Below are 23,513 nucleotides of genomic sequence, written 5' to 3'. Positions count from 1 at the left end.
CCCCCTGTTACCGCTGGATGAACGCTGGGGCGGCGCGATCCTCACGCCTCGCCTCCCCTGGCACGCGTCCCGTACCGTCGTAGCCATCGAATCCGCTGGGTACTAGGGAGGTGAGACGCATGAGAGTGGCACTCGCGCAGACCGACTGCCGGCTCGGCGACGTGGACGGGAATCTGGCCGATACCGAGCGCCTCATCAAGGACGCCGCGACGGAGGACGCCGACCTGGTGGTCTTTCCCGAGCTGAGCCTCACCGGCTACGCGCTCGGCCAGCTCGCCGACGACATCTCGCTGTGGCCCGACGATCCGCGTCTCGCCGACCTGTCCCGGCACGGCCCGGACGTGGTCATCGGGCTGCTGGAGGACGGCCGCATCCGCAGGCACAACTCGGCGCTGTACCTGTCGAACGGCCAGCTGGTGCACAACCACCGCAAGCTCTACCTGCCCAACTACCTCATCTGGGAGGAGCGCAAGCACGCCAGCCCCGGCCAGCACATGCGGGCCTTCGAGACCAAGCACGGCCGGTTCGCGACGCTGATCTGCAACGACGCCTGGCAGCCGATGCTGCCATGGCTCGCCGCCCAGGACGGCGCCGAGCTGATGATCGTGCCTGCGAACAGCGCCGCGAAACTCACCGGCGGTTCGTTCGACCCCGCCGAGTACTGGCACGACCTGCTCACGTTCACCGCGCGCATGCAGCAGTGCTGGGTCGTCTACGTCAACCGGGTCGGCGACGAGGCGGGCGTGCGTTTCTGGGGCGGCTCCCGCGTGATCGACCCGTGGGGCTCGGCGGTGGCGACCGCCCCGACGTGGGAGGAGTCGCTGACCATCGTCGACATCGATCCCTCGGCGGTGCGCAGGCGCAGGCGGGAGATGCCGCTGCTGGCTGATGCCAGGCTCGGTCTGCTGCGCCGGGAGCTGGAGCGGCTCATCACCGAGAGCGGCAGCGACTGACCGAGCGCGTCGCGGCCACGCTGACTAAGCGACCGTTCAGTGACGTGCGTCTCACCGGGCTCCCTGCGGGAGTGCGAAAGCTGCTCTGATCGGGAGATGGAACCGGTCGACGACGACAACAGCAGCCACTGGGCCGAGCCCGGCGTGTACACGGTGGCGCCCGGCGTGTACCGCATCCCGCTGCCCCTGCCCCACGACGCGCTGCGGGCGGTGAACGTCTACGCGCTCACCGACGGCGACTCGCTCGTGCTCATCGACTCCGGCTGGGCGCTGGAGGAAGCACACACGCAGCTGGAGCGGGCGCTGGGCGGCATCGGTGCGGCGCTCGGCGACGTCAGCCAGTTCCTGGTCACGCACGTGCACCGCGACCACTACACGCTCGCGGTGGCGCTGCGCCGCAAGTTCGGCGGGCGGATCGCGCTCGGGCTCGCCGAGGAGCCGTCGCTGCGGGCCAGCGCCACGCCGGGAACGCGGCCGATGCGTGCACAGCTGCGCCTGCTGCGGCAGGCCGGAGCGCAGCCCGTGCTCGACGAGCTGGTCAGGGCCTTCGCCGACTGGCGTCCCGCCACGGACGAGAGCTTCTGGGAGGACCCGGACGAGTGGCTCACCGAAGGCACGCGCACGGTGCTGCCCGGCAGGCGGCTCGAGGTCGTGCCCACGCCGGGGCACACGGTCGGTCACGTCGTGTTCGACGACGCCGAGGGCGGTCTGCTGTTCTCCGGCGACCACGTGCTGCCGCACATCACGCCGTCGATCGGGTTCCAGCCCGCGCCGTCGGAGTCGCCGCTGCGCGAGTACCTCGGGTCGCTGCGGCTGGTGCGGCAGCGCCCGGACCGGCGGCTGCTGCCCGCGCACGGCGCGGTGTCGCCGAGCGTGCACGCCAGGGTGGACGAGTTGCTGGCCCACCACGAGACACGGCTGGCCGAGATCGGTGAGCAGGTCGCGGCCGGAGCGCGGACCGCCTACGAGACGGCGCTGCGGCTCACGTGGACCCGCCGGGGCCGGGCGCTGGCCGAGCTGGACGTGTTCAACCAGATGCTCGCGGTCCTGGAGACCGGCGCGCACCTGGACCTGCTCGTGGAGCAGGGCAGGCTCACCGCCGCCGAGACCGACGGCGTGCGGCACTACGCCACCTGACGCGGCTGCCCCTCGTCGGCAGCGCTGAAACCGGCACAGTCGACATCACCAACGCCGGCATCGAGGCGATCTTCGCGGCTGAGGACGCCGAGAAGCACGGCAGCCGGTGATGTTACTCGACGTCGGCGTCTGGCTGGCCGCCGTCTGGGCACGGCACGCGCATCATCCCCGGGTGGCGGCATGGTTCGACGAGCAGACCGGCGATCTCCTGTTGTGCCGGGTCACGCAGCTGAACCTGCTGCGACTGCTGTCCAATCCGGCCGTCCTGGGGCCGGACGCGCTCGCCCGCTCCGAAGCGTGGCGAGTGATCGACCAGCTCGGGGCGACGACCGCGTGCGCTGGGTGGCCGAACCCATGCAGGTGGAACAGGTCTGGCGCGTGATCTCGGCACGGGAGGACAACAGTCACAAGCTGTGGACCGACGACTATCTGGCCGCCTTCGCCCAGACGTCCGAGCTGGAACTGGTCACCCTGGACACCGGGTTCGCCCGCCGGTATCCGTCCGTCAGCGTCCGTACCCTGCTCGTCGACCCGTGACCGCGAATCAGCACCGGGCGCTCGGCACCACGATCTGAAGCTCCCCAATGTGGCATTCGCTCCACTGGATGGAGCGAATGCCGCATTCGCTCCACTCAACGTGACGAATGTGGCATTGGGGAGCTTCTAGCCGGTGGTGAAGCGGTCCCGGAGTTCGCGTTTGAGGATCTTGCCGGAGGCGTTGCGGGGCAGGTCGTCGACGAAGCGCACCGACTTGGGCACCTTGAACGACGCAAGCCTGCCCTTGACGTGGCCAAGCAGGTCCTGCTCGCTCACCTCGCCCTTCGGCACCACGACGGCGGTGATGGCCTCGATCCACTTCTCGTCGGCAAGGCCCACCACGGCCACCTCGCCGACCGCCGGGTGCGTGTAGAGCGCGTCCTCGACCTCCCGCGACGCCACGAGCACGCCACCGGTGTTGATCACGTCCTTGATGCGGTCGACGACGTAGATGTAGCCCTCCTCGTCGATCCGCACGAGGTCGCCCGAGTGGAACCAGCCGCCCCGGAAGGCCTCCTCGGTCTCCTCCGGCTTGTCCCAGTAGCCCTCGCACAGCTGCGGCGAGCGGTAGACGACCTCGCCCTGCTCGCCGGGCGCGACGTCGTTGCCGTCGGGGTCCACGACGCGCAGCTCCACGAACAGCGCGGGCCTGCCCGCCGAGTCGGGACGCTGCTCGTGCTCCTCCGGCCGCAGGATCGTGGCCAGCGGGCCGATCTCCGACTGCCCGAAGCAGTTGTAGAAGCCCAGCCGCGGCATCGCCTCGCGCAGCCGGTCCAGCACCGGGCCGGGCATGATCGACGCACCGTAGTACGCCTTGCGCAGCGAGGACAGGTCCCTGGCTCCGAAGTCGGCGTGGTTGGCCAGCGCCACCCACAGCGTCGGCGCGGCGAAGAACGCGCCGTGGCCGTCCTCGCCAATCCGGCGCAGGATCTCCGCGGGGTCGGGCGTCTCCAGCAGGGTGTTCACCGCGCCGACGGCCAGCCACGGCAGCAGGAACACGTGCATCTGCGCCGAGTGGTACAGCGGCATCACGTGCAGCGGGTGGTCGTGCTCGGTGAGGTCCAGCCCGACCACGCACGACAGGTACTCGTGCACCAGCGCGCGGTGCGTCATCATCGCGCCCTTGGGCCGCGACGTGGTGCCGGACGTGTAGAGCAGCTGCACCAGGTCGGTCTCGGCCACCTCGACGTCCACGGCGGGCACCTCTCCCGCGCTCGCCACCGCCAGCACCGAGCCGTCGGCGTCCCGCAACGGCAGCACCTGCTTCAGCGGCAGCGCCAGCGCGTCGAGCTCCCCGCGCAGCGCCGGGTCGGCGAGCGCCACCGTGCTGCCGGACTGCTCGACGAGGTAGCGCAGCTCCTCGCCGGTGAGGTTGTAGTTCAGCGGCACGTGCACCAGCCCCGCCCGCGCGCACGCGAGGAAGCCGATCAGGTAGGCGTCGGAGTTCTTGCCATAGGCGGCCACCCGGTCGCCCTTGGCGAGCCCCAGCGACAGCAGGTGAGCCGCGGCCCTGCTCACCGCGGCGTCCAGCTCGGCATAGGTCCACTCGCGCCCGGCGAAGCGCAGGGCGGTGCGCTGCGGTGTCCTCGCCGCGCTGCGCCGCAGAACGTCGGAGACCGTGCTGGACCGGACCGTGCTCGTCATCGAACCTCCCGCGGCGATCGCCGGTTACGCCGTGGACGAGATCTTCGCACTCCCGAGCACGAGGTCGCCAGCCTCGGCGTCCGGCCGGTAGAGCACGACCACCTGCCCCGGTGCCACGCCGCGCAGCGGCTCGCGCAGCTGAACGGACACGCCACCGTCGACGGCCTCCGCCACGGCGGGCGCGGTGCCGCCATGCGCGCGCACCTGCACCAGGCACTCGGTGGGCCCGGCCAGCGGCCCGGCGGGCCAGATCGGCCGGTCGGCCTCGATCCGCTGGACGGCGAGGCGTTCCGCGGGGCCGACCTTGACGGCCCCCGACACCGGCTCCAGCGCCAGCACGTAGCGCGGCCTGCCGTCGGCGGCGGGGGCGTCGATGCCGAGTCCCTTGCGCTGGCCCACGGTGAAGCCGTGAACGCCGGAGTGCCTGCCCAGCACGGCGCCGGTCTCGGCGTCCACCAGGTCGCCGGGCCGCTCGCCCAGCCGCGACTCCAGAAACGAGCGCGTGTCGCCGTCCGGGATGAAGCAGATGTCGTGGCTGTCGGGCTTGCCCGCCACGGCGAGCTCCCGCTCGGCCGCCTCCGCCCGCACGTCCGGCTTGCGCGAGCCGCCCAGCGGGAACATCGCGTGCCGCAGCTGCTCCGGTGTCAGCGAGGCCAGCACGTAGGACTGGTCCTTGTCCTCGTCGGCGCTGCGCCGCAGCTCCGGCACACCGTCCACAACGGACAGGCGCGCGTAGTGTCCGGTGCACACGGCGTCGAAGCCGAGCGCCATGGCCTTGTCGAGCAGGGCCTCGAACTTGATCTTCTCGTTGCAGGTGACGCAGGGATTCGGGGTGCGGCCCGCGGCGTACTCGCCGACGAAGGTCTCCACGACCTCCTCGGTGAACCGCTCGGCGAAGTCCCACACGTAGAACGGGATGCCGAGGATGTCCGCGGCACGGCGCGCGTCGCGCGAGTCCTCGACCGTGCAGCATCCGCGGGAGCCGGTGCGCAGCGTGCCGGGCTTGGCCGACAGCGCCAGGTGCACCCCCACCACGTCGTGTCCGGCCTCCACCGCGCGCGCGGCGGCCACCGCCGAGTCCACTCCCCCGCTCATCGCGGCCAGTACGCGCATCGGTTACACCTCCTCCTGCTGCTGCCTGCCGTTCTTGCGCATCCCCGCCAGGCCCGCCTGCCGGGCCCGTTCCACGACGCCGCCCAGCTCGCGGGCGAGCGCGTCCACGTCGTCACGGGTGGACGTGTGTCCCAGCGAGAACCGCAGCGAGCCGCGTGCGGACGCGGCGTCGGCGCCCATGGCCAGCAGGACGTGGCTGGGTTCGGCGACACCCGCCGTGCACGCCGAACCGGTGGAGCACTCGATGCCCTTGGCGTCGAGCAGCATCAGCAGGCTGTCGCCCGCGCAGCCGGGGAAGGTGAAGTGGGCGATGCCGGGCAGCCTGCCGTCCGAGCCCGGGGCCTCGCCGTTGAGCACGGCGTCGGGCACCTCCTGCTGCACCGCCACGATCAGCTCGTCCCGCAGCTTGGCCACGGCCTCGGCGGTGGCGGGCCGTTCGCGCACGCTCGTGCGCACGGCGGTGGCGAAGGCGTGGATGGCGGGCACGTCCAGCGTCCCGGAGCGCACCTCGCGCTCCTGGCCGCCGCCGTGCAGCAGCGGCACGCACGGGGTGTCGCGGTCGAGCAGCAGCGCACCGACGCCGTAGGGCCCGCCGATCTTGTGCCCGGTGAGGGTGAGCGCGTTCGCGCCACTGGCGGCGAAGCCGACGTCCACGGCGCCGACCGCCTGCACCGCGTCGCTGTGCAGCGGGATGCCGTGCTCGGCGCAGACACCCGCCAGTTCCGGCACCGGGTTGACGGTGCCGACCTCGTTGTTGGCCCACATGACGGTGGCCAGCGCCACGTCGTCCGGGTTCGCGTCGATGGCCTCGCGCAGGGTCTCCGGCCGCACCCGGCCGTGGGCGTCGACCTCCAGCCACGTCACCTCGGCGCCGGCATGGTCGGCGAGCCACTGCACGGCGTCCAGCACGGCGTGGTGCTCCACGGCGCTCGCCAGCACGCGGCGCCGCGCCGGGTCGGCGTTCCTGCGGGCCCAGTAGATGCCCTTGACGGCGAGGTTGTCGCTCTCCGTGCCACCCGCGGTGAAGATCACCTCGGACGGCCGGGCACCCAGTGCCTCGGCGACCGCCTCGCGGGCCTCCTCGACCACCCGCCGGGCCCTGCGCCCCGACGAATGCAACGAGGAAGCGTTGCCCACGGTGGACAGCGCTTCGCTCATCGCCGCGACCGCTTCGGGAAGCATCGGCGTCGTGGCGGCATGGTCGAGATAGGTCATCGCCTTACCAGGGTAGTCGGCGCCCCGCGGCCGTCACTGCGGCACTAGTCACGCGGGCGGCGCCCGGCCGCCAGCGCCCCGAGCACCGCGACGCCCGCGAACGTCAGGGCCAGCACGGCGACGGCCGGTCCGGGCCTGCTCGCCGAGGCCAGCACGCCCAGCAGCACGCCGCCGAAGCCGATCGCCAGCGCCGAGGTGACCCAGTCGCCGAGCTGCAGCGCCGCGGTGTTGAACCCGCGCTCCGCCTCGGGCGAGTGGCGCAGGAGCAGCACCGACAGCGACGGGAACGCCACGCCCATCCCGGCCCCGCCGACGGCCGCGGCCACGAACGCCGGCCAGCCGGGGCTCCACGGCTGCGACACCACCGCGAACAGCAGCAACGCGGCACCGACCAGCACGAAGCCCGCGCGCACGAGCGTCTCCCTGCGCCAGTCCGGGTGCCTGCCCTGCACGGCCGAGGCGGCCGACCAGCTCAGCGCCGTCACCGTCAGCGGAAGGCCCGCCTGTGCGGGGCCGTAGCCGTGCACGGCCGTCATGGTCAGCGGCAGGTAGGCCTCCAGCGCCGCGAACGTCCCGGCGAGCAGCGCCCGGCAGGCCACGACGGCCGGCACACCGGGCCGGGCGGTGACGGTGCCCGGGGGCAGCAGCCTGCGCAGGGCGAGCGCGAGCGCGGCGAGACCGGCGACGCCGTAGCCCAGCGCGAGGGGGGACGGATGCTGCGCGGCCCAGGTCAGCACCGCCACACCGATTGCCGCCGCCACGGCGGCGGGCACGCTCGCGCTGACCTCCGGGCGGCCCTGCGGGCGCCCGGCCAGGCCGCGCAGCACCGGCGCGAGCATCGCGACGCCCACGGGCACGAGCGGCACCAGGCCGAGAAACACCCACCGCCACCCCAGGTGCTCGGTGACCAGCCCGGCGATCGAGGGCCCGACCACGGCGGGCAGCACCCAGGCCGCGGCGGTGGCGGCGTAGAGGACGGGCCGTTCGCGGTCGGTGTAGACGGCGGCGACGAGCAGCTGGGTGGCCACGAGCAGGGTGCCGGTGCCGAGTCCCTGCAGGAACCGGCCCGCCAGCAGCAGCGCCATGTCCTGCGCCAGCCCGGCCACCAGCAGGCCTGCGAGGAAGAGCGCGGGCCCGGCAAGCAGCGACGGCACAGGCCCACGACGGTCGCAGATCCGGCCGGACAGGACCGTCGCCACGACGCTGGCGACGAGGAACGCGGTGAACGGCCACGAGTAGAGGGCGCCGCCGCCGAGGTCGGCGACCATCGTCGGCATCGCCGTGGCGACGCCCAGGTTCTCGAAGGCGATCAGCGTGATGACGAGCAGGAGCCCCGCCGTGGTGGTGCGGTGTTCCGGCGTCCACAACACCCCTCGGCGGGGCTCCACTGTCTGGGCCATACCCCCAACCTGCACCTTCGAGTGCGGTGGAGGTCCAGTGGTTTTCCCGCTACGGGATGCCCGCCAGCGACGTCTCCAGCGTGTCCTCGGCGAGGTCGTTGTCCACCATCTGCCCGCCGAGGTAGGCCGCGTAGGCGGGCAGGTCCAGGTGCGCGTGCCCGCACAGCGCCGTCAGGATCACCTTCTCCTCGCCGGCCTCCTTGCAGCGCAACGCCTCGCGCACGCAGGCGGCCAGCGCGTGGGTGGGCTCGGGCGCCGGGATGATGCCCTCGCTGCGGGCGAACCGCACCCCGGCCGCGAAGCACTCCTGCTGCGGCACGGCGAGCGCGTCGATGACGCCGAGTTCGTAGATGTGCGACAGCAGCGGCGACATGCCGTGGTAGCGCAGGCCGCCCGCGTGGATCGGGTCGGGGATGAACTCGTGGCCGAGCGTGTGCATCTTCATCAGCGGCGTCAGTCCCGCGGTGTCGCCGAAGTCGTAGGCGTAGCGGCCGCGGGTCAGCGAGGGGCAGGCCGACGGTTCGACGGCGCGGATCTCCGGTGCCATCCGGCCCGCCAGCTTCTCACGCAGGAATGGAAACACCAGGCCGCCGAAGTTGGAGCCGCCGCCGGTGCAGCCGACGATGACGTCCGGGCGGTCGTCCGCGAGCGCGAACTGCTTGATCGCCTCCTCGCCGATCACCGTCTGGTGCAGCAGGACGTGGTTGAGCACGCTGCCAAGGGCGTAGCGGGCGTTGGGGTCGCCCGCGGCCTGCTCGACGGCCTCGCTGATCGCGATGCCGAGGCTGCCGGTGGAGTCGGGGTGCTCGGCGAGCACCTTGCGCCCGGCCTGGGTGAGGTCGGACGGGCTCGGGTGCACGGTCGCGCCGAACGTCTCCATCATGATCTTGCGGTAGGGCTTCTGGTCGTAGGAGGCGCGCACCTGCCACACCTCGCACTCCAGGCCGTAGGTGGCGCACGCGAACGCCAGCGCGCTGCCCCACTGGCCCGCGCCGGTCTCGGTGGTGAGGCGGCGGACGCCCTCGGCGGCGTTGTAGAACGCCTGGGGCACCGCGGTGTTCGGCTTGTGCGAGCCGACGGGGCTCACGCCCTCGTACTTGTAGTAGATCCGCGCCGGTGTGCCGAGCGCCTTCTCCAGCCTGCGCGCGCGGTAGAGCGGGGAGGGCCGCCACAGCCGGTAGACGTCGAGAACCTCGCCGGGAATATCGACAAAACGATCAGTCGTCACTTCCTGGCCGATGAGCGCCTGCGGGAACAGCGGCGCGAGGTCGTCGGGGCCGACCGGCTCCCGCGTGGCCGGGTGCAGCGGAGGGGGCGGCGGCTCGGGCAGGTCGGGAACGACGTTGTACCACTGGGTCGGCATGTCCTCTTCGTCGAGCAGGTACTTGGTACGACTGGTCATCTCGCGCCTCCGCCTCGTTGGTGAGCAAGGGACCTTTACTCTCGCCAGACGCTAGTAAATCTCCCTTGCTCGCTCCTGGCGAGACCGGAGAGGCGTATGTGGGTGAACCGGGTGACCGGACGGCGGGACAATGGGGGCGTGGCCCGAACGATCGACTGGGACGAGCACGAGGCGGCGATCGTGCTCGTGGACCAGTGCGCGCTGCCCGCGACGTACCGGCTGCTGCACGTCGCCTCGGTCGACGACCTGATCGCCGCCATCCAGCGGCTCGCCGTGCGCGGAGCGCCCGCCCTCGGCGCCGCCGGTGCGCTCGGGGTGGCGCTGGCCGCCCGCGTGCACGGCACCGACACCGCCGCCGTGCACGCCGACGCCCAGCGGCTCGCCGCCGCCCGGCCCACGGCCGTCAACCTGCGCTGGGGTGTCGAACGCGCGCTCGCCGCATTGCCGGAAGGCGCCGGCGCCGTGCTGGCCGAGGCCAGGTCGATGCTCGCCGAGGACGAGCGCGTCAACCGCGAGGCCTCGGCCCACGCCGCCGACCTCGTGCTGCAGCGCTGCGCGCGCCGCCCGCTGCGCCTGCTCACCCACTGCAACACCGGCCACCTCGCCGCGGTGGCCTGGGGAACCGCCCTCGGCGCCGTGTGGCACCTGCACGCCGCGGGCCACGTCGAGTACGTGCTCGCCGACGAGACCCGGCCGTTGCTGCAGGGAGCCAGGCTGACCGCGTGGGAGCTGGCCAGGGCCGGGGTGCCCTATCGGCTGCTGCCGGACTCGGCCGCGGCCGCGGCCATGGCCCAGGGACTGGTGGACTGCGTCCTGGTGGGCGCCGACCGCGTCGCGGCCAACGGCGACGTGGCGAACAAGGTGGGCACCTACGGCCTGGCCGTGGCCGCCGCCCGGCACGGGATCCCGTTCGTCGTCGTCGCCCCGTCCTCCACAGTGGACAAGACGGTGCCGGACGGCGGCGCCATCGTCATCGAGCAGCGCGACGCGGGCGAGCTCACCCACGTGGCGGGCGCCCGCATCGCCCCGGACGGGGCGCCGGTGTTCAACCCGGCCTTCGACGTGACCCCGGTGGAACTGGTGACCGCCGTCGTCACCGAGCACGGGATATTCGCTGGCGCGGCCCGCTAGCGTCGACGTTCGTGGAGGAGTTTCCCGTCGCCGCGCTCTGCGCGCGGCTCGGCCTGACCGGCCCTGTCGAGCGTTTCCCGGAGGGCTCGCTGCCCGTCTACGCCGTCGGCGAGGACCTCGTGCTGAAGCTCTACCCGCCCGGCGATGCCGCCGAGGCGCGCACCGAGACCCTGGTGCTGCGTGCCCTCGACGGCAGGCTGCCCGTGCCGACCCCCGCCGTGGTGGGCGAGGGCGAGTGGCGGGGCTGGTGGTGGCTGCTCATGAGCAGGCTCCACGGCGAGAGCCTGGCCTCGGCCTGGCCTCGGCTGTCCACACCGGAACGCGCCGGGCTGGCCACGAGCCTCGGCGAGACGCTGGCCGCCCTCCACGCCGTCGACGATCCCGCGCTAACCGAGCTGGAACCGCGCGACTGGGCCGGGTTCGTGGCGGCGCGGCGCGGGGTGGTGGCCGCCGAGCAGCGGGAGCTGGGCCTCGACGAGCGGTGGCTGCGGCAGCTCCCGGACTTCCTCGACGCCGTCGACCTCGGCGAGCCGGAGCCCGTGCTGCTGCATACCGAGTTCATGCGGGAACACGTGCTGCTGCGCCACGACGGCAAGCGCTGGCACGTGAGCGGGCTGCTCGACTTCGAACCCGCCATGCGCGGCGCGGCCGAGTACGACCTCGTGGCGGCCGGCGTCTTCCTCGCCGGTGGCGACACCCGGTTCCTGCGGTCGCTGCTGCTGGGCTACGGCTACTCGCCCGCCGCGCTGGACGTGTGCTTCGCCCGCCGCTGCCTGGCCTACACGCTGCTGCACCGCTACGCCAACCTGGCAGGCTACCTGCGCCGCCTGCCCGCGCCGCCGGAGCCCACCCTGGACGCGCTCGCCCGCACCTGGTTCCTGCCCGCAGGCCGGGATTGAGCGCCACGCGCATGCACGCGAGCCTCTCGACGATGTCGCGGCAGGCCCGCGCGCGGTTCGCTGGAGCCATGACCACACGCGAGAACAGAACCCACGAGAAGACACTGAAGGCCATCGCGAAGCGCTCGTTCTGCACGCTGGCCACCAGCTCACCCGCGCAGCGCCCGCACGTGGCCGGTGTGCTCTACCAGGCGGTGGGCACCACGCTCTACGTCAGCACCGAACGCGGCAGCCGCAAGGCCCGCAACATCGCCGCCAACCCGCACGTCGCCGTGTGCATCCCGATCCGCCGCCTTCCGGTCGGCACGCCGTCGTCGGTGCAGTTCCAGGGCCGCGCCGAGATCCTGCCCGTCGACCACCCCGAGCTGGTGCGGCTGGCGGGCGCGGGACGGCTGAAGGCGGTCACCAGCCATGGTGAGCTGGAACTGCCGGACGGCTGCTTCCTCCGGATCACACCGATGCGCAGGCTCACCACCTACGGCGTGGGCATGTCGCTCGTGCGGCTGCTGCGTGACCCGCTGAACGCCGCGGGCACCGTCGAGCTGGCGGCCTGACCCCGTGCGGCGCGAGCCGAAGGGCACCGTGGGTACCGGATACGTACCCGAGGGCACCTTGGGCGCGGCCGCGCTGCCGGGCGCTAGGGGAACGGGATCCGGCTCCGCTCGGTGAGCGTCGCGAGGTCGTGCACGAGCGCACCCGAGGCCGACACCGTCCACAGGTCCGCACCGATGACCAGGGCCCGCAACACCGGTGTGGCGTGCGCGATGCGGGTCCGCTCGGTGAGGTTGCCGTCGCCGACGCGCAGCACGAGCGCGTCCGTGTCGGTGGGCAGCACCAGCAGCCGCTCCGGCTCCCAGTACAGGAACGCATGGGTGTCCGACTCGACCTGCGCCAGGCCACCGGTGAGCCGGTGCTGCGCCACGCGGCGCGGCCTGGCCGGGTCGGCGACGTCGAACAGCGACACCTGCATGCCCAGCGCCCTGCCCTGCAGGTCCGCCTCCTGGCCCACCCCGATGAGCCTGCCCTCCCCCGCGCGGTGCAGGTAGGCCGAGTAGCCGGTGATCTTGAGCTCCCCCACCGCCCTCGGCGCGGCCGGGTCGGCGAGATCCAGTGTGTACAGCGGATCGGTCTGCCGGAACGTCACGACGTAGCCGACGGGGCCGAAGTACCGCACGGCATAGATCCGCTCGCCCTTGCCGAGCCCGCCCAGCCTGCCGGCCTCGGTGAGCCGATCGCCCCGGCGCGCGAGCACGGTCACCGTGTTGTCGGCGCCGGTGGTGGTCGCCACGCGCAGGTGACCGTCGTGTTCGGACATCGCGTACTGGTTGAGCAGCGTGCCCTCCACCACGCCCGACGCGACGTGGCGGGCAGGGCCCGCTCCGGTGATGTCGAACGCGTGGATCTCGGTGCGTCCGGTGGCGTCGTGGGCGACGTAGAGGGTCTCGGCCGTGCCGTAGACGACCCGGCCGTCCGCGGCGATCGTCACCGGCTCGCCCGTGCCCAGCTCGCCTGCCAGGTCGATCGAGAGCACTGTCAGCATCCCCGTCGCGGTGTAGCGCCGCGGATGCAGCACCCGGTCGCAGTCGACGAGCCGCCCGCTCTCGCTGCGCCCGCCCGCCTCGAGCTCGTAGCGCGGCAGCCAGTCGTCGAGGGTCATGGCACCGGCCGCCGCCGCGGGCTGCGGCATCGGGACGTCGCGCGGGAACCTCGGCAACGTGTGCAGCACGACCCGCGCCCGCCCGTTCACCAGGCGCGCGTCGACCATCGTGCCGGGAACGCTCAGCGTGCCGATCGTCCGCGGCGCCCCCGCGAGGTCCACGAGGGTGAGCCTCCCGTCCTGGCCCGCGACGAGCGCCCGGTCGCCGTCGAGCAGCAGCCGGCTCGGCCGCCCGCCGCCCGGAAGGTCCAGTGTGGACGTCTGGGTCCTCGTCGCCGCGTCGAGAACGCGCAGGCGGCCGTCGGCGACGGTGACGATGCGGCGCCCGTCGGTCTGCACGATGTCGGGCTCCTCCACGCCCTGCTCGTGGTTGTTGGTCGTCGAGTGCGCGGGCGCCGAGGCCTCCGCCCGCACGTCGGGCACCGCACCCGCGGGCGCCGCACCCTGCGCGACCACGGCTCCCTCGCGGTCGGCGGGCTGCGGCGCCGGCGCCCCCGACCGCAGGGCCTCGCGCAGGCCCTCCAGCGCGGCGTCGCACGAGCCGAAGGCCGCGAGCGATGCCTGTCCCGCCGAGGGCGGCCCGGCCGAGGACCCCGTGCACGCCGGAGCGGTCAGCAACGCAACGGACACCAGCACGCACGCGGCTCGCAGTCTCATGCGCTCTGGACGGAACCCGGCCGCGATCCGGTTGCACGGCCGCGGCGACCGTTACAGCGCGTGCCCTCCGGCGACCTGCAGCACCTGCCCGGTGATCCACCGGGCCTGCCGCGAGGCGAGGAACACCACCGCGTCCGCGATGTCGTCCGGCTCCCCCGCCCGGCCGAGGGGCACGATCGCCCGCACCTGTTCGAGCAGTTCCTCTCCCATCCAGCCGGTCTGCACCGGCCCTGGCGCGACGGCGTTGACCCGGATGCCCGCCGCGGCGAGGTCGAGCGCACTCGCCCTGGTCAGCGCCTCCAGCGCCGCCTTCGACGTGCCGTAGCCGATCTGGCCGGGAAAGGCCCTGGCCGCGTCGGTGCTGATGTTCACGACGCAGGGCGCCTGCCCCGGACCGCTCCTGCGTGCCAGCTCCGCGGTCAGCAGGGCGGGCGCGATCGCGTTGACGCGGTAGGCGCGCTCCAGCGCCTCGGCGCTCAGGCTGTCGACGGTGTCCGGGCTCTCGCAGTGGGCGGCGTTGTTCACCAGCACGTCCACCGGACCGAGGCGGCGCTCCACCTCGCCGAACAGCGTGGCCGCGGCGCCGGGCGAGGCGAGGTCCGCCGCCACCGCGACGGCTCCGCCCAGCTCCGCCGCGAACCGCTCGGCCTGCTCGGCGGGCGTGGTGTGGTGCTCCCAGCTGACCCCGGGCGGCGGCTCCTCCTGCCCGTCCAGGTAGTGCGCCGCGACCCGCGCGCCCTGCGCGGCGAAGGCGCGGGCGATCGCCGCGCCGATGCCACTCGCGGCTCCGGTGACGAGCACGATCCTGCCCTCCAGCGCGGTGTCGATCACGGCCGCGAGTATCGGCCGCCGTCCGCGCGCGGCTCAACCGGATTTCAGCCGCTGCCGAAGCCGAGTTCGGCGCGGATGGCGGCGGTGTGCTCGCCCGCGTCCGGGACCGGGTCGAGGCGCGGCGTCCGGCCCGGCACGTCGATCGGCGGCAGCAGCGTCCGCAACGGGCCGACCGGGGAGCCGACCTCGGCCCACCGCTGCCGAGCCGCGAGCTGCGGGTGCTCGGCGAACTCGCTCATCGTGCGCATACGCGCGTTCGCGATGCCCGCCTCGTCCAGCCTGGCCTCGACCTGCTCGGCGGTGAGCCCCGCCAGTGCCAGCTCGATCAGCTCCGTCAGCTCGGTGTCGTGCTCGACGCGCAGGGTGTTGCTGGCGAACCGCGGGTCCCGCGCCAGCTCCGGCTCGCCGAGCACGTGCTCGCACAGCGCGGCCCACTCGCGCTCGTTCTGCACGCCGATGAACACGGCCGCGCCGTCGCCGGTGGTGTACGGGCCGTAGGGCGAGATCGCCGCGTGCCGGGCCCCGTTGCGGGGCGGTGGCGTGCCACCGTAGGCGGCGTAGAAGTACGGAAAGCCCACCCACTCACCGAGCGCGTCGAGCATCGCCACGTCGAACCCGGTCCCCTCGCCGGTGCGCTCCCGCTCGTACAGCGCCGACAGCACGCCGCTGAACGCGTACATGCCCGCGGCGATGTCGGCGACCGGGATGCCCGCCTTGGCGGGGGCGTCCCCGGTCCCGGTCAGCGACACCACACCGGCCTCGCACTGCACGAGCAGGTCGTAGGCCTTCTTCGTGCGGTAGGGCCCGCTCGCACCGTAGCCGGAGATGTTGCACACGATCAGCCGCGGATACCGCTGCCGCAGCGCGTCCGTGCCGAGCCCGAGCCGGTCGGCCGCGCCGGGCGCGAGGTTCTGCACGAACACGTCGGCCGTGGCCAGCAGCGCCTCCAGCACCGCGCGGTCGCCGTCGTCCTTGACGTCGAGCGCGATGCTCTCCTTGTTGCGGTTGAGCCACACGAAGTGGCTCGACATGCCGCGCACCGTCTCGTCGTAGGCGCGCGCGAAGTCACCGGTGCCGGGCCGCTCGACCTTGATGACCCGCGCGCCGAGGTCGCCGAGCTGGCGGGTGGCCAGTGGCGCCGCGACCGCCTGTTCCAGAGCCACGACGGTGACGCCGTCCAGCGGAAGCCTGCTCATGGAAGCCAACTGTAGCCACGCCGCCACGTGCGAAGATGACCCGATGCGGCAGATCGACACCGACCGGAACCTCGCGAAGGAGATCTTCGAGGAGCTGCGCGGTGCCATCGTCAGCGGCGAGCTGGTGCCGGGGGCGCTGTACTCGGTGCACGATCTCGCCGCCCGCCTCGGCGTGTCCCGCACGCCCGTGCGCGAGGCGCTGATCCAGCTCTCCGAGCGGGGCATGGTGCGCTTCGAGCGCAACCGTGGCATCCGGGTGCTGCAGACCTCGCTGCACGACCTGGAGGAGGTCTTCGCGATCCGGCTGCTGCTGGAGGTGCCCGCGACGTTCCGGGCGGCCGGCCTCGCCGACGGCGACTGGGTGCGGGAGCTGGCCGGGCACCTGCACACGATGCGCGAGGCCGCCGACGCCCATGACGAGGCGGAGTTCATGGCCGCCGACCGGCGCTTCCATGAGACGATCAACGCGGCGTCGGGAAACCTGCGGCTCGCCCGCTACATCGACTCGCTGCGTGACATGGTGCTGCTGCGGGGCACGTCCACCGTCGACCGCTCGCGCGGGCTGCACGACATCCTCGCCGAGCACGAGACCATCCTCGCGCTGATCGAGGACGGCAAGCCCCGCGAGGCGGCCGAGGCCATGCGCGCGCACCTGCTGCACACGGCCCGGCTGCTGATCGGCCAGGAGGCCGCCGAGAGCGGCGACCCGCTGCCCGAGATCTCGCTCGACTGGACCGCGTTCCCCGGCTGACCGGCGGGGCCGTCGTGGCCCCGGTACGGTGTCTTGACCAGTGGCATGTGGCATGCCACTCTCGCGCAGGCCGAGCGGTCTCGTCCGGCACCGTCGGCGGAAGGAGACACCGTGACCGAGTACCTCACCGAGACCGTCTTCACGTGGGGCGCGACTCCGCTGAAGTTCGGCGCGGGCGCCGTCGACGAGATCGGCTGGGACCTGGCCCAGCTCGGCGCCCGGCGCGTGCTGATCGTCACCGACCCCGGCGTCGCCGCCACCGGCGTGCCGCAGCGGGTCGCCGACGCGGCCAAGGCGGGCGGCCTCACCGTCGAGGTGTACGACCGGGCCCACGTGGAGCCCACCGACGCCAGCATCACCGAGGCGGTCGAGTTCGCCCGGCAGTCCGAATGGGACGGGTTCGTCGGCGTCGGGGGCGGCTCGGCGATCGACACCGCCAAGGCCGTCAACCTGCTCACCACCTACCCCGCCGACCTCTTCGACTACGTCAACAAGCCCCTCGGCGAGAGCAGGGCGCCCGCCGGCCCGCTCAAGCCGCTCGTGGCCGTGCCCACCACGGCGGGCACCGGCTCGGAGACCACGCCCGTGTGCGTCATGGACTTCCTCGGGCTGAAGGTGAAGTCGGGCATCAGCCACCCCCGCCTGCGCCCCAGCATGGCCGTGATCGACCCGCTGCTCACGCTGTCGATGCCGCCGGAGGTCACCGCGGCGAGCGGCATGGACGTGCTGTGCCACGCGCTGGAGTCCTACACCGCCAAGCCGTACACGTCGTTTCCCCGGCACAGCCCCGAGACCCGCGTCGCCTACAACGGCTCCAACCCCATCTCCGACGCGTGGACCGAGCAGGCGCTGCGGCTGCTGGCGCGCTCGTTCCGCAAGGCGGTCCTCGACGGCGGCGACCTGCAGGCACGCACGGACATGATGCTGGCCGCCACGTTCGCGGGCATGGGATTCGGCAACGCCGGGGTGCACATCCCGCACGCGTGCGCCTATCCCATCGCCGGGCGCGTGCGCGAGTACCGGCCCGCGAACTACCCGCAGGACGAGGCGCTGGTGCCCCACGGCGAGTCGGTGTCGCTCACCGCGCCCGCCGCGTTCCGGTTCACCTTCCCCACCGACCCCGACAAGCACCTGCACGCGGCGGCGATCCTCGACCCGCGCGCCCCGCGGCAGGCCGAGGCCCGCGAACAGCTGCCATTCGTGCTGTCGTCGCTCATGCGCGACATCGGCATTCCCAACGGCATCGGCGGCGTCGGCTACACCGACAGCGACATCCCCGCGCTGGTGGAGGGCACCATGCAGCAGCAGCGGCTACTCGCCGTCGCCCCCCGCGCCGTGTCCGAGGACGACATCGCCGCCGTGCTCGCCGACTCGGTCGAGAACTGGTGAGCCGTGTTCCTCGACGAGCTCGCCGACGCCATCGCCGGTGAGGTGGAGGGCGATCGCACGGCCCGCGCGGCGTTCAGCATGGACGCCTCCAACTACCGGCACGTGCCCGCGGCCGTGGCGTTCCCCCGCTCGGCCGACGACCTTCGGGCGATCCTGCGGGTGTGCCGGGCGCACGGCGTGCCTGTGACGGCCAGGGGCGCGGGCACGAGCATCGCGGGCCAGGCCCTCGGCGAGGGCGTGGTGATCGACTGCAGCCGCCACCTCAACCGGATCCTGTCCCTCGACCCGGAGAACCGGACCGCCCGCGTGCAGCCGGGCGTGGTGCTCGACGCGCTGCGGGCCGCGGCGGCCGAGCACGGGCTGACGTTCGGCCCCGACCCCTCCACGCACAGCCGCTGCACGATCGGCGGCATGATCGGCAACGACGCCTGCGGCTCGCACTCGGTGGCCTGGGGCCGCACCGCCGACAACGTCGTCGCGCTCGACGTGCTCACCGCCGACGGCACCCGCATGGAGCTCGGCAAGGGCCTGCCTCCCGGGCCGCGCGGCGACGAGCTGCGGGCGCTGGTCGACGGCCATCTCGCGCTGCTGCGGCAGGGCTTTCCCGCACTGCCCCGGCGGGTGTCCGGCTACGCGCTCGACGCCCTGCTGCCGGAGAACGGCGTCGACGTCGCGCGTGCGCTCGTCGGCACGGAGGGCACCTGCGTGCTGCTGGCCGAGGCCACCGTGCGGCTGGTGGCCTCGCCTGCGGCGCGGGTGCTCGTGGTGGCCGGGTACGCCGACGACGTCGCCGCCGCCGACGCCGTACCGCACGTCCTGCCGTTGCACCCGCTCACGTGCGAGGGGATGGGCGCGGACCTCATCGACGCGCTGCTCGTGCGCGGCAGGCGTCCCCCTGCGCTCGACCGGTTGCCCGAGGGCGGTGGCTGGCTGTTCGTCGAGGTCGGTGGCGCGGACGCCGCCGAGGCGCGCGCCCGCGCCGACGAGGTGGCGGCGAGGCTGCACCGCGAGACCGGCGCCGCCACCGTCGTGGCGGCCGACCCCGCCGACCAGCGCCAGCTGTGGTCGATCCGGGAGGCCGCCGCCGGCATCGCCACGCGGCTGCCCGGGGGCGGCGAGGCGTGGCCGGGCTGGGAGGACGCGGCCGTCCCGCCGGAGCGCCTGGGCGCCTACCTGCGCGGCTTCCGCGCGCTGCTGGACAAGCACGGCCTGCACGGCATCCCGTACGGGCACTTCGGCGAGGGCTGCGTGCACGTCCGCATCGACTTCCCCCTCACGACGGCACCGGGCCGGGCGCGCTTCCGGGCGTTCATGGAGGACGCCGCCGACCTGGTGGTCGCCCACGGCGGCTCGCTGTCCGGCGAGCACGGCGACGGCCAGGCGCGGGCGGAGCTGCTGCCGCGCATGTACTCGCCGGAGCTGCTGCGGCTGTTCGAGGCGTTCAAGGCCGTCTGGGACCCGGACGACCTGCTCAACCCGGGCAATCTCGTGCGACCCCGCAAGCTGGACGCCGACCTGCGCTTCGACGGCCCCGTCCGGCAGTTGCCGATCACGCTGCGCTACCCGCACGACGGCGGCAGCCTCGCCACCGCGACCCGGCGCTGTGTTGGCGTCGGCAAGTGCGTCGACACCTCGTCGGGCGTGATGTGCCCGAGCTACATGGCCACGGGCCGCGAGGAGCACTCCACACGCGGCCGGGCGCGGCTGCTGTTCGAGATGATGCGCGGCGAGACGATCACCGACGGCTGGCGCTCCACGGAGGTTCGCGACGCGCTCGACCTGTGCCTGGCGTGCAAGGGCTGCCTTTCGGACTGCCCGGTGAACGTGGACATGGCCTCCTACAAGGCGGAGTTCCTGCACCACCACTACGCGGGCAGGCTGCGCCCGGCGAGCCACTACTCACTCGGCTACCTGCCGCTGTGGGCGCGGCTCGCCTCGGCCACCCCCGGCCTGGCGAACGCGCTGGCGCCGGTCGCCGCGCGGTTCGGCGGCATCACGCCGGAACGCTCGCTGCCCCGGTTCGCGCGCACGACGCTGCGCAGGGCGTTTCGCCGCAGGCCCATGCCCTCGGCGCGCGGGAGGCAGCGGGTGGTGCTGTGGCCGGACACGTTCACCAACTTCTTCTCCCCCGAGATCGGCACCGCCGCGACGCGCGTGCTGGAGCACGCCGGGTTCGACGTCGTGCTGCCGCGCGGCTCGGTGTGCTGCGGGCTGACCTGGTTCTCCACCGGGCAGCTCGGCATCGCCAGGCGCGTGCTGCGGCGCACGCTGCGGGTCCTGGAGCCCGACCTGCGGGCGGGCACCCCGATCGTCGGTCTCGAACCGAGCTGCCTGGCCGTGCTGCGCCACGACGTGCACGACCTGCTCGACGTGCCCGCCCTCAATGCCCTGTCGCTGGCGGAGGTGCTCGACCGGTACGCGCCGGAGGCCGAGTTCGGCAGCCTGGACGCCGACGCGATCACGCAGCAGCACTGCCACCAGCACGCCGTGTTCGGCAACGCCGCCGACGAGCGCCTGCTGCGCAGGGCCGGGGTCGCCAACCGCACGCTGGACTCCGGTTGCTGCGGGCTCGCCGGGAACTTCGGCGTGGAGCGCGGGCACCACGAGGTGTCCGTGGCCGCCGCGAACCGCGTACTGGTGCCGGAGGTGACCGCGGCGGCCGAGGGCACGCTGGTGCTCGCCGACGGGTTCAGCTGCCGGACCCAGATCGGCGACCTCACGCGGCGGCGGGCCCTGCACCTTGCCGAGGTCCTGGACCGGGCCATCCCGGACGCGTCCCGATGAGCGGAACACCCCTCTTGCCCGCGTCACCGCGGCCGGTGAGTGTTGCGGCATGAATGTCGAGGACGTGGCCGCGCAGCTGCTCGGCGCCTACGAGACCGGCAAGCCGATCGCCCCGATCGTCGAGGATCACCCGGAGGCGACGGTCACCGACGCGTACCGCATCCAGCAGGAGCAGGTGCGGACGTGGACCACGGCGGGCGAGGTGGTCAAGGGCCACAAGGTGGGGTTGTCGTCGGCGGCCATGCAGGAGCAGATGGGCGTGGACCAGCCCGACTACGGTCACCTGCTCTCCGGCATGTTCCACCTGGAGCAGCAGCCCATCCCGGCCGGGCGGTTCCTGCAGCCGCGCATCGAGCCGGAGATCGCGTTCGTCCTCGGCCGCCCGCTGGCCGGGCCCGGCGTGACGGCCGCCGACGCCGCGCGGGCCGTGGAGTTCGTGCTGCCCGCCCTGGAGATCGTCGACTCGCGCATCCGGGACTGGAAGATCTCGATCGTCGACACGATCGCCGACAACGCCTCGTCCGGTGGGGTGGTGCTGGGCAGCAGGCCCACCCCGCTGTCCGCGGTGGACCTGCGGCTGGTCGGCTGCACGTTGCACCTCGGCGGCACGCTCGCCGCCACCGGCGCGGGCGGCGCCGTGCTGGGCTCCCCGCTCAACGCGCTGGTGTGGCTGGCGAACACCGTCGGCCCGCTGGGCGTGACGCTGGAACCGGGCCACGTCGTGCTCCCCGGCTCCATGACCCGCGCGTTCCCGGTGACCGCGGGCGATACCGTCCAGGCCACGATGGGCGAGCTGGGCAGCGTCACCGCCGTCTTCACCTGACCGCCGCCCCCAAAGCTCCCCAATGCGGCATTCGCTCCACTGGATGGAGCGAATGCGGCATTCGCTCCATCCAGTGGAACAAATGTGGCATTGGGGAGCCGGGTGGGGACGCTCCGTGGAGGATCGGCGGGGACAAAGGCGACACGAGTGAGACGTATCGCACAAAATCCCTCGACTTTCAGGTGTCGTGGGGTTGAATTGCGGGGAACCAACCGGTATAGGAGCCGGAACGCGAGACCAAGGAGGCACGATGCCTCACGAGAGCAATGACTCAGATCTGAATCACCGTGAGCGCGCCACCCTGCAGGCCGTAGCAGCGGGTGGCGCGGAGATCACGGCCAGCTGCGAACCAGATCTCTTCCTCGACGGTCTCGCGTGTTGCGACCAGGCCACCGCGCACCGGCTCGCCCGCAGGGGCCTCATCGCCCCGGCGTTCGAAGGCAAGCCCGGCCAGCGCGTGCCCGCCGTCCTCACCGAGGCGGGCCGGGCAGCGCTGAGCGTTCCGGTCGCCGCGTAGTCACCCCACCCGGAAGGCGGGGATGCCCGTCACCGCCTGCCCGAGTGACAGGGCGTGCATCTCCTCGGTGCCCTCATAGGTGAGCACGGTCTCCAGGTTGGCCATGTGCCGCATCACCGGGTACTCCAGCGAGATGCCGTTGGCGCCGAGCAACGAGCGTGCCGTGCGCGCCACGTCCAGCGCCGCGCGCACGTTGGCGAGCTTGCCGAAGCTGACCTGGCTGTGGTGCAGGCTGCCCTCGTCCTTGAGCCTGCCGAGGTGCAGCGCCAGCAACCCGGCGCGGTTCACCTCGACCACCAGGTCGGCCAGCTTGCGCTGGGTGAGCTGGTAGGCCGCCAGCGGGTGGCCGAACTGCTCCCTCGACAGCACGTACTCCAGCGCGGCCTCGTAGCAGGCGCGGGCGGCGCCGACCGTGCCGAACAGGATGCCGAAGCGTGCCTCGTTCAGGCACGACAGCGGCCCGCGCAGGCCACGGACCTCGGGAAACACCGCGTCCGCGGGCAGCCGCACACCGTCGAGCACGAGCTCGGCGGTCAGCGAGGCACGCAGCGAGAGCTTGCGCTTGACCTCGTTCGCCGCGAAGCCGGGTGTGTCGGTGGGCACCACGAACCCGCGCACGCCCTCGTCGGTCTGTGCCCAGACCACCGCGACGTCGGCGACCGTGCCGTTGGTGATCCACATCTTGGTCCCGTCGAGGACCCAGTCCGAGCCGTCCCGGCGGGCGCGCGTGCGCATCGACGCCGGGTCGCTGCCCGCGTCCGGCTCGGTCAGCCCGAAGCAGCCGAGCGCCTCACCGGCGGCCATCCTGGGCAGCCACCGCTCGCGCTGCTCCTCGCTGCCCCAGGTGTGGATGGCGTACATCGCCAGCGAGCCCTGGACGGAGACGAAGCTGCGCAGGCCCGAGTCCACGGCCTCCAGTTCCCGGCACGCGATGCCGTACGCCACCGCGGACGTGCCCGCGCAGCCATAGCCCTCCAGATGCATGCCGAGGACACCCAAACGGCCGAATCCCTTCGCCAGCTCCCGCGCCGGCAAGGTTGCCGTCTCATACCAATCGGCGACGTGGGGTTGCAATTCCGCCCGTGCGTACTCCCGGACCGCGTCGCGGATGTCGCGCTCCTCCGCCGAGAGCGACGCGTCGATGCCGAGAAAGTCCCGAGGGTCCATTGCGCTGTCAGCCATGCCGCAGACTGTACCCCGGTGACTTATCGCCGCAGGTCACAGCGCTACCCACGGGTAGGACAGCTGATCGGGCGCTCGTCAATCCTGCAGTGTTGTTTCCCACGTGCAACCGTCGACCTATCCCGATTACAGCGAATTCACACTAGTGTCATAAGACCGGCGAACCCGGGACCAATTGGCGCGCGCCGGAACGGCACCGACACCCAGCGGGCCGGGCCGGGTCGCGCGGTGCTCTAGCGAGCCGCACAACGGAGTGTGGTCCACCCGACGATGCGCGGGCCCAGTTCGGGCTGAA

General features: G+C 72.9%; 21 protein-coding genes. 12 read left to right on the top strand and 9 right to left on the bottom strand.

All coding sequences use genetic code 11. From position 1 onward, the window contains the following. The first annotated feature begins 119 nt into the window (after nucleotides 1–119). The 4 genes from BAY60_RS11920 to BAY60_RS37055 all read left to right on the top strand — a co-directional run bounded on the left by BAY60_RS11920 (nucleotide 120) and on the right by BAY60_RS37055 (nucleotide 2,627). A complete protein-coding gene (locus BAY60_RS11920) occupies nucleotides 120–953 on the top strand; it encodes a nitrilase-related carbon-nitrogen hydrolase (RefSeq protein ID WP_112281023.1) in 834 nt (277 codons plus the stop codon). Between the two features lie 96 nt (nucleotides 954–1,049). Continuing rightward, on the top strand, nucleotides 1,050–2,090 hold the full coding sequence (locus tag BAY60_RS11915) for an MBL fold metallo-hydrolase (RefSeq protein WP_112281022.1): 1,041 nt from the start codon (nucleotides 1,050–1,052) through the stop codon (nucleotides 2,088–2,090). 106 nt (nucleotides 2,091–2,196) lie between these two features. Then, nucleotides 2,197–2,472, top strand: coding sequence for a PIN domain-containing protein (locus BAY60_RS11910; RefSeq protein ID WP_146771001.1), 276 nt, complete (start codon nucleotides 2,197–2,199; stop codon nucleotides 2,470–2,472). Further along, a complete protein-coding gene (locus BAY60_RS37055) occupies nucleotides 2,469–2,627 on the top strand; it encodes a PIN domain-containing protein (RefSeq protein ID WP_170160387.1) in 159 nt (52 codons plus the stop codon). The genes BAY60_RS11910 and BAY60_RS37055 overlap by 4 nt, the downstream gene beginning before the upstream one ends. A 126-nt stretch (nucleotides 2,628–2,753) precedes the next feature. On the opposite strand, the gene BAY60_RS11905 is transcribed toward BAY60_RS37055, so the two are convergent. The 5 genes from BAY60_RS11905 to BAY60_RS11885 are packed head-to-tail and all read right to left on the bottom strand — an operon-like array spanning nucleotide 2,754 to nucleotide 9,401. After that, on the bottom strand, nucleotides 2,754–4,271 hold the full coding sequence (locus BAY60_RS11905) for an acyl-CoA synthetase (RefSeq protein ID WP_112281020.1): 1,518 nt from the start codon (nucleotides 4,269–4,271) through the stop codon (nucleotides 2,754–2,756). 24 nt (nucleotides 4,272–4,295) lie between these two features. Then, complete coding sequence (mnmA, locus tag BAY60_RS11900) at nucleotides 4,296–5,384, bottom strand: tRNA 2-thiouridine(34) synthase MnmA (protein WP_112281019.1); 1,089 nt, start codon at nucleotides 5,382–5,384, stop codon at nucleotides 4,296–4,298. Nucleotides 5,385–5,387: 3 nt separating this feature from the next. Further along, nucleotides 5,388–6,599 carry a cysteine desulfurase family protein gene (locus BAY60_RS11895; RefSeq protein WP_112281018.1) on the bottom strand — a complete coding sequence of 404 codons (1,212 nt, stop codon included), beginning with the start codon at nucleotides 6,597–6,599 and terminating at the stop codon, nucleotides 5,388–5,390. A gap of 44 nt (nucleotides 6,600–6,643) precedes the next feature. After that, nucleotides 6,644–7,999, bottom strand: a complete 1,356-nt coding sequence (locus BAY60_RS11890; RefSeq protein ID WP_112281017.1) for an MFS transporter — start codon at nucleotides 7,997–7,999, stop codon at nucleotides 6,644–6,646. 49 nt (nucleotides 8,000–8,048) lie between these two features. Then, nucleotides 8,049–9,401, bottom strand: coding sequence for a TrpB-like pyridoxal phosphate-dependent enzyme (locus BAY60_RS11885; RefSeq protein WP_112281016.1), 1,353 nt, complete (start codon nucleotides 9,399–9,401; stop codon nucleotides 8,049–8,051). A gap of 138 nt (nucleotides 9,402–9,539) precedes the next feature. Between BAY60_RS11885 and mtnA the strand changes: the two genes are divergently transcribed. The 3 genes from mtnA (at nucleotide 9,540) to BAY60_RS11870 (ending at nucleotide 11,985) form a co-directional block, all read left to right on the top strand. Then, nucleotides 9,540–10,532 (top strand): S-methyl-5-thioribose-1-phosphate isomerase, encoded by a 993-nt coding sequence (gene mtnA / locus BAY60_RS11880; RefSeq protein WP_211330306.1) that lies wholly within the window; start codon nucleotides 9,540–9,542, stop codon nucleotides 10,530–10,532. Nucleotides 10,533–10,543: 11 nt separating this feature from the next. Beyond that, entirely contained in the window at nucleotides 10,544–11,431 is an 888-nt protein-coding gene (locus BAY60_RS11875) for a phosphotransferase family protein (protein WP_112281014.1), read from the top strand. A gap of 68 nt (nucleotides 11,432–11,499) precedes the next feature. After that, nucleotides 11,500–11,985 carry a pyridoxamine 5'-phosphate oxidase family protein gene (locus tag BAY60_RS11870; RefSeq protein ID WP_170160386.1) on the top strand — a complete coding sequence of 162 codons (486 nt, stop codon included), beginning with the start codon at nucleotides 11,500–11,502 and terminating at the stop codon, nucleotides 11,983–11,985. Nucleotides 11,986–12,068: 83 nt separating this feature from the next. Here BAY60_RS11870 and BAY60_RS11865 read toward each other — a convergent pair whose 3' ends face one another. From BAY60_RS11865 to BAY60_RS11855, 3 genes are read right to left on the bottom strand one after another with little or no spacing between them, the layout of a single operon-like run. After that, nucleotides 12,069–13,745, bottom strand: coding sequence for a beta-propeller domain-containing protein (locus BAY60_RS11865; RefSeq protein ID WP_112281012.1), 1,677 nt, complete (start codon nucleotides 13,743–13,745; stop codon nucleotides 12,069–12,071). Between the two features lie 51 nt (nucleotides 13,746–13,796). After that, entirely contained in the window at nucleotides 13,797–14,576 is a 780-nt protein-coding gene (locus BAY60_RS11860) for an SDR family NAD(P)-dependent oxidoreductase (RefSeq protein WP_112281011.1), read from the bottom strand. Nucleotides 14,577–14,620: 44 nt separating this feature from the next. Further along, nucleotides 14,621–15,772, bottom strand: a complete 1,152-nt coding sequence (locus tag BAY60_RS11855) for a CaiB/BaiF CoA transferase family protein (protein ID WP_112281010.1) — start codon at nucleotides 15,770–15,772, stop codon at nucleotides 14,621–14,623. A gap of 43 nt (nucleotides 15,773–15,815) precedes the next feature. On the opposite strand from BAY60_RS11855, the gene BAY60_RS11850 reads away from it, so the two are divergent. The 5 genes from BAY60_RS11850 to BAY60_RS11830 all read left to right on the top strand — a co-directional run bounded on the left by BAY60_RS11850 (nucleotide 15,816) and on the right by BAY60_RS11830 (nucleotide 22,036). Continuing rightward, on the top strand, nucleotides 15,816–16,523 hold the full coding sequence (locus BAY60_RS11850; RefSeq protein WP_112281009.1) for a GntR family transcriptional regulator: 708 nt from the start codon (nucleotides 15,816–15,818) through the stop codon (nucleotides 16,521–16,523). Between the two features lie 111 nt (nucleotides 16,524–16,634). Further along, complete coding sequence (locus tag BAY60_RS11845) at nucleotides 16,635–17,912, top strand: hydroxyacid-oxoacid transhydrogenase (protein WP_112281008.1); 1,278 nt, start codon at nucleotides 16,635–16,637, stop codon at nucleotides 17,910–17,912. Nucleotides 17,913–17,990: 78 nt separating this feature from the next. Next, nucleotides 17,991–20,696 (top strand): FAD-binding and (Fe-S)-binding domain-containing protein, encoded by a 2,706-nt coding sequence (locus BAY60_RS11840; RefSeq protein ID WP_112282322.1) that lies wholly within the window; start codon nucleotides 17,991–17,993, stop codon nucleotides 20,694–20,696. Between the two features lie 49 nt (nucleotides 20,697–20,745). Continuing rightward, on the top strand, nucleotides 20,746–21,519 hold the full coding sequence (locus BAY60_RS11835; protein WP_112281007.1) for a 2-keto-4-pentenoate hydratase: 774 nt from the start codon (nucleotides 20,746–20,748) through the stop codon (nucleotides 21,517–21,519). A 250-nt stretch (nucleotides 21,520–21,769) separates the two neighbouring features. Then, nucleotides 21,770–22,036, top strand: a complete 267-nt coding sequence (locus BAY60_RS11830) for a hypothetical protein (RefSeq protein WP_112281006.1) — start codon at nucleotides 21,770–21,772, stop codon at nucleotides 22,034–22,036. Here BAY60_RS11830 and BAY60_RS11825 read toward each other — a convergent pair whose 3' ends face one another. Beyond that, complete coding sequence (locus tag BAY60_RS11825; RefSeq protein ID WP_112281005.1) at nucleotides 22,037–23,218, bottom strand: acyl-CoA dehydrogenase family protein; 1,182 nt, start codon at nucleotides 23,216–23,218, stop codon at nucleotides 22,037–22,039. It abuts the gene before it with no gap. Nucleotides 23,219–23,513 lie beyond the last annotated feature (295 nt).

Source organism: Prauserella muralis (genome assembly GCF_003202285.1).
Classification (GTDB): Bacteria; Actinomycetota; Actinomycetes; order Mycobacteriales; family Pseudonocardiaceae; genus Prauserella_B; species Prauserella_B muralis.
The sequence above is the reverse complement of the archived record's forward strand: the minus strand, read 5'-3'. Positions and strand labels throughout refer to the sequence as shown.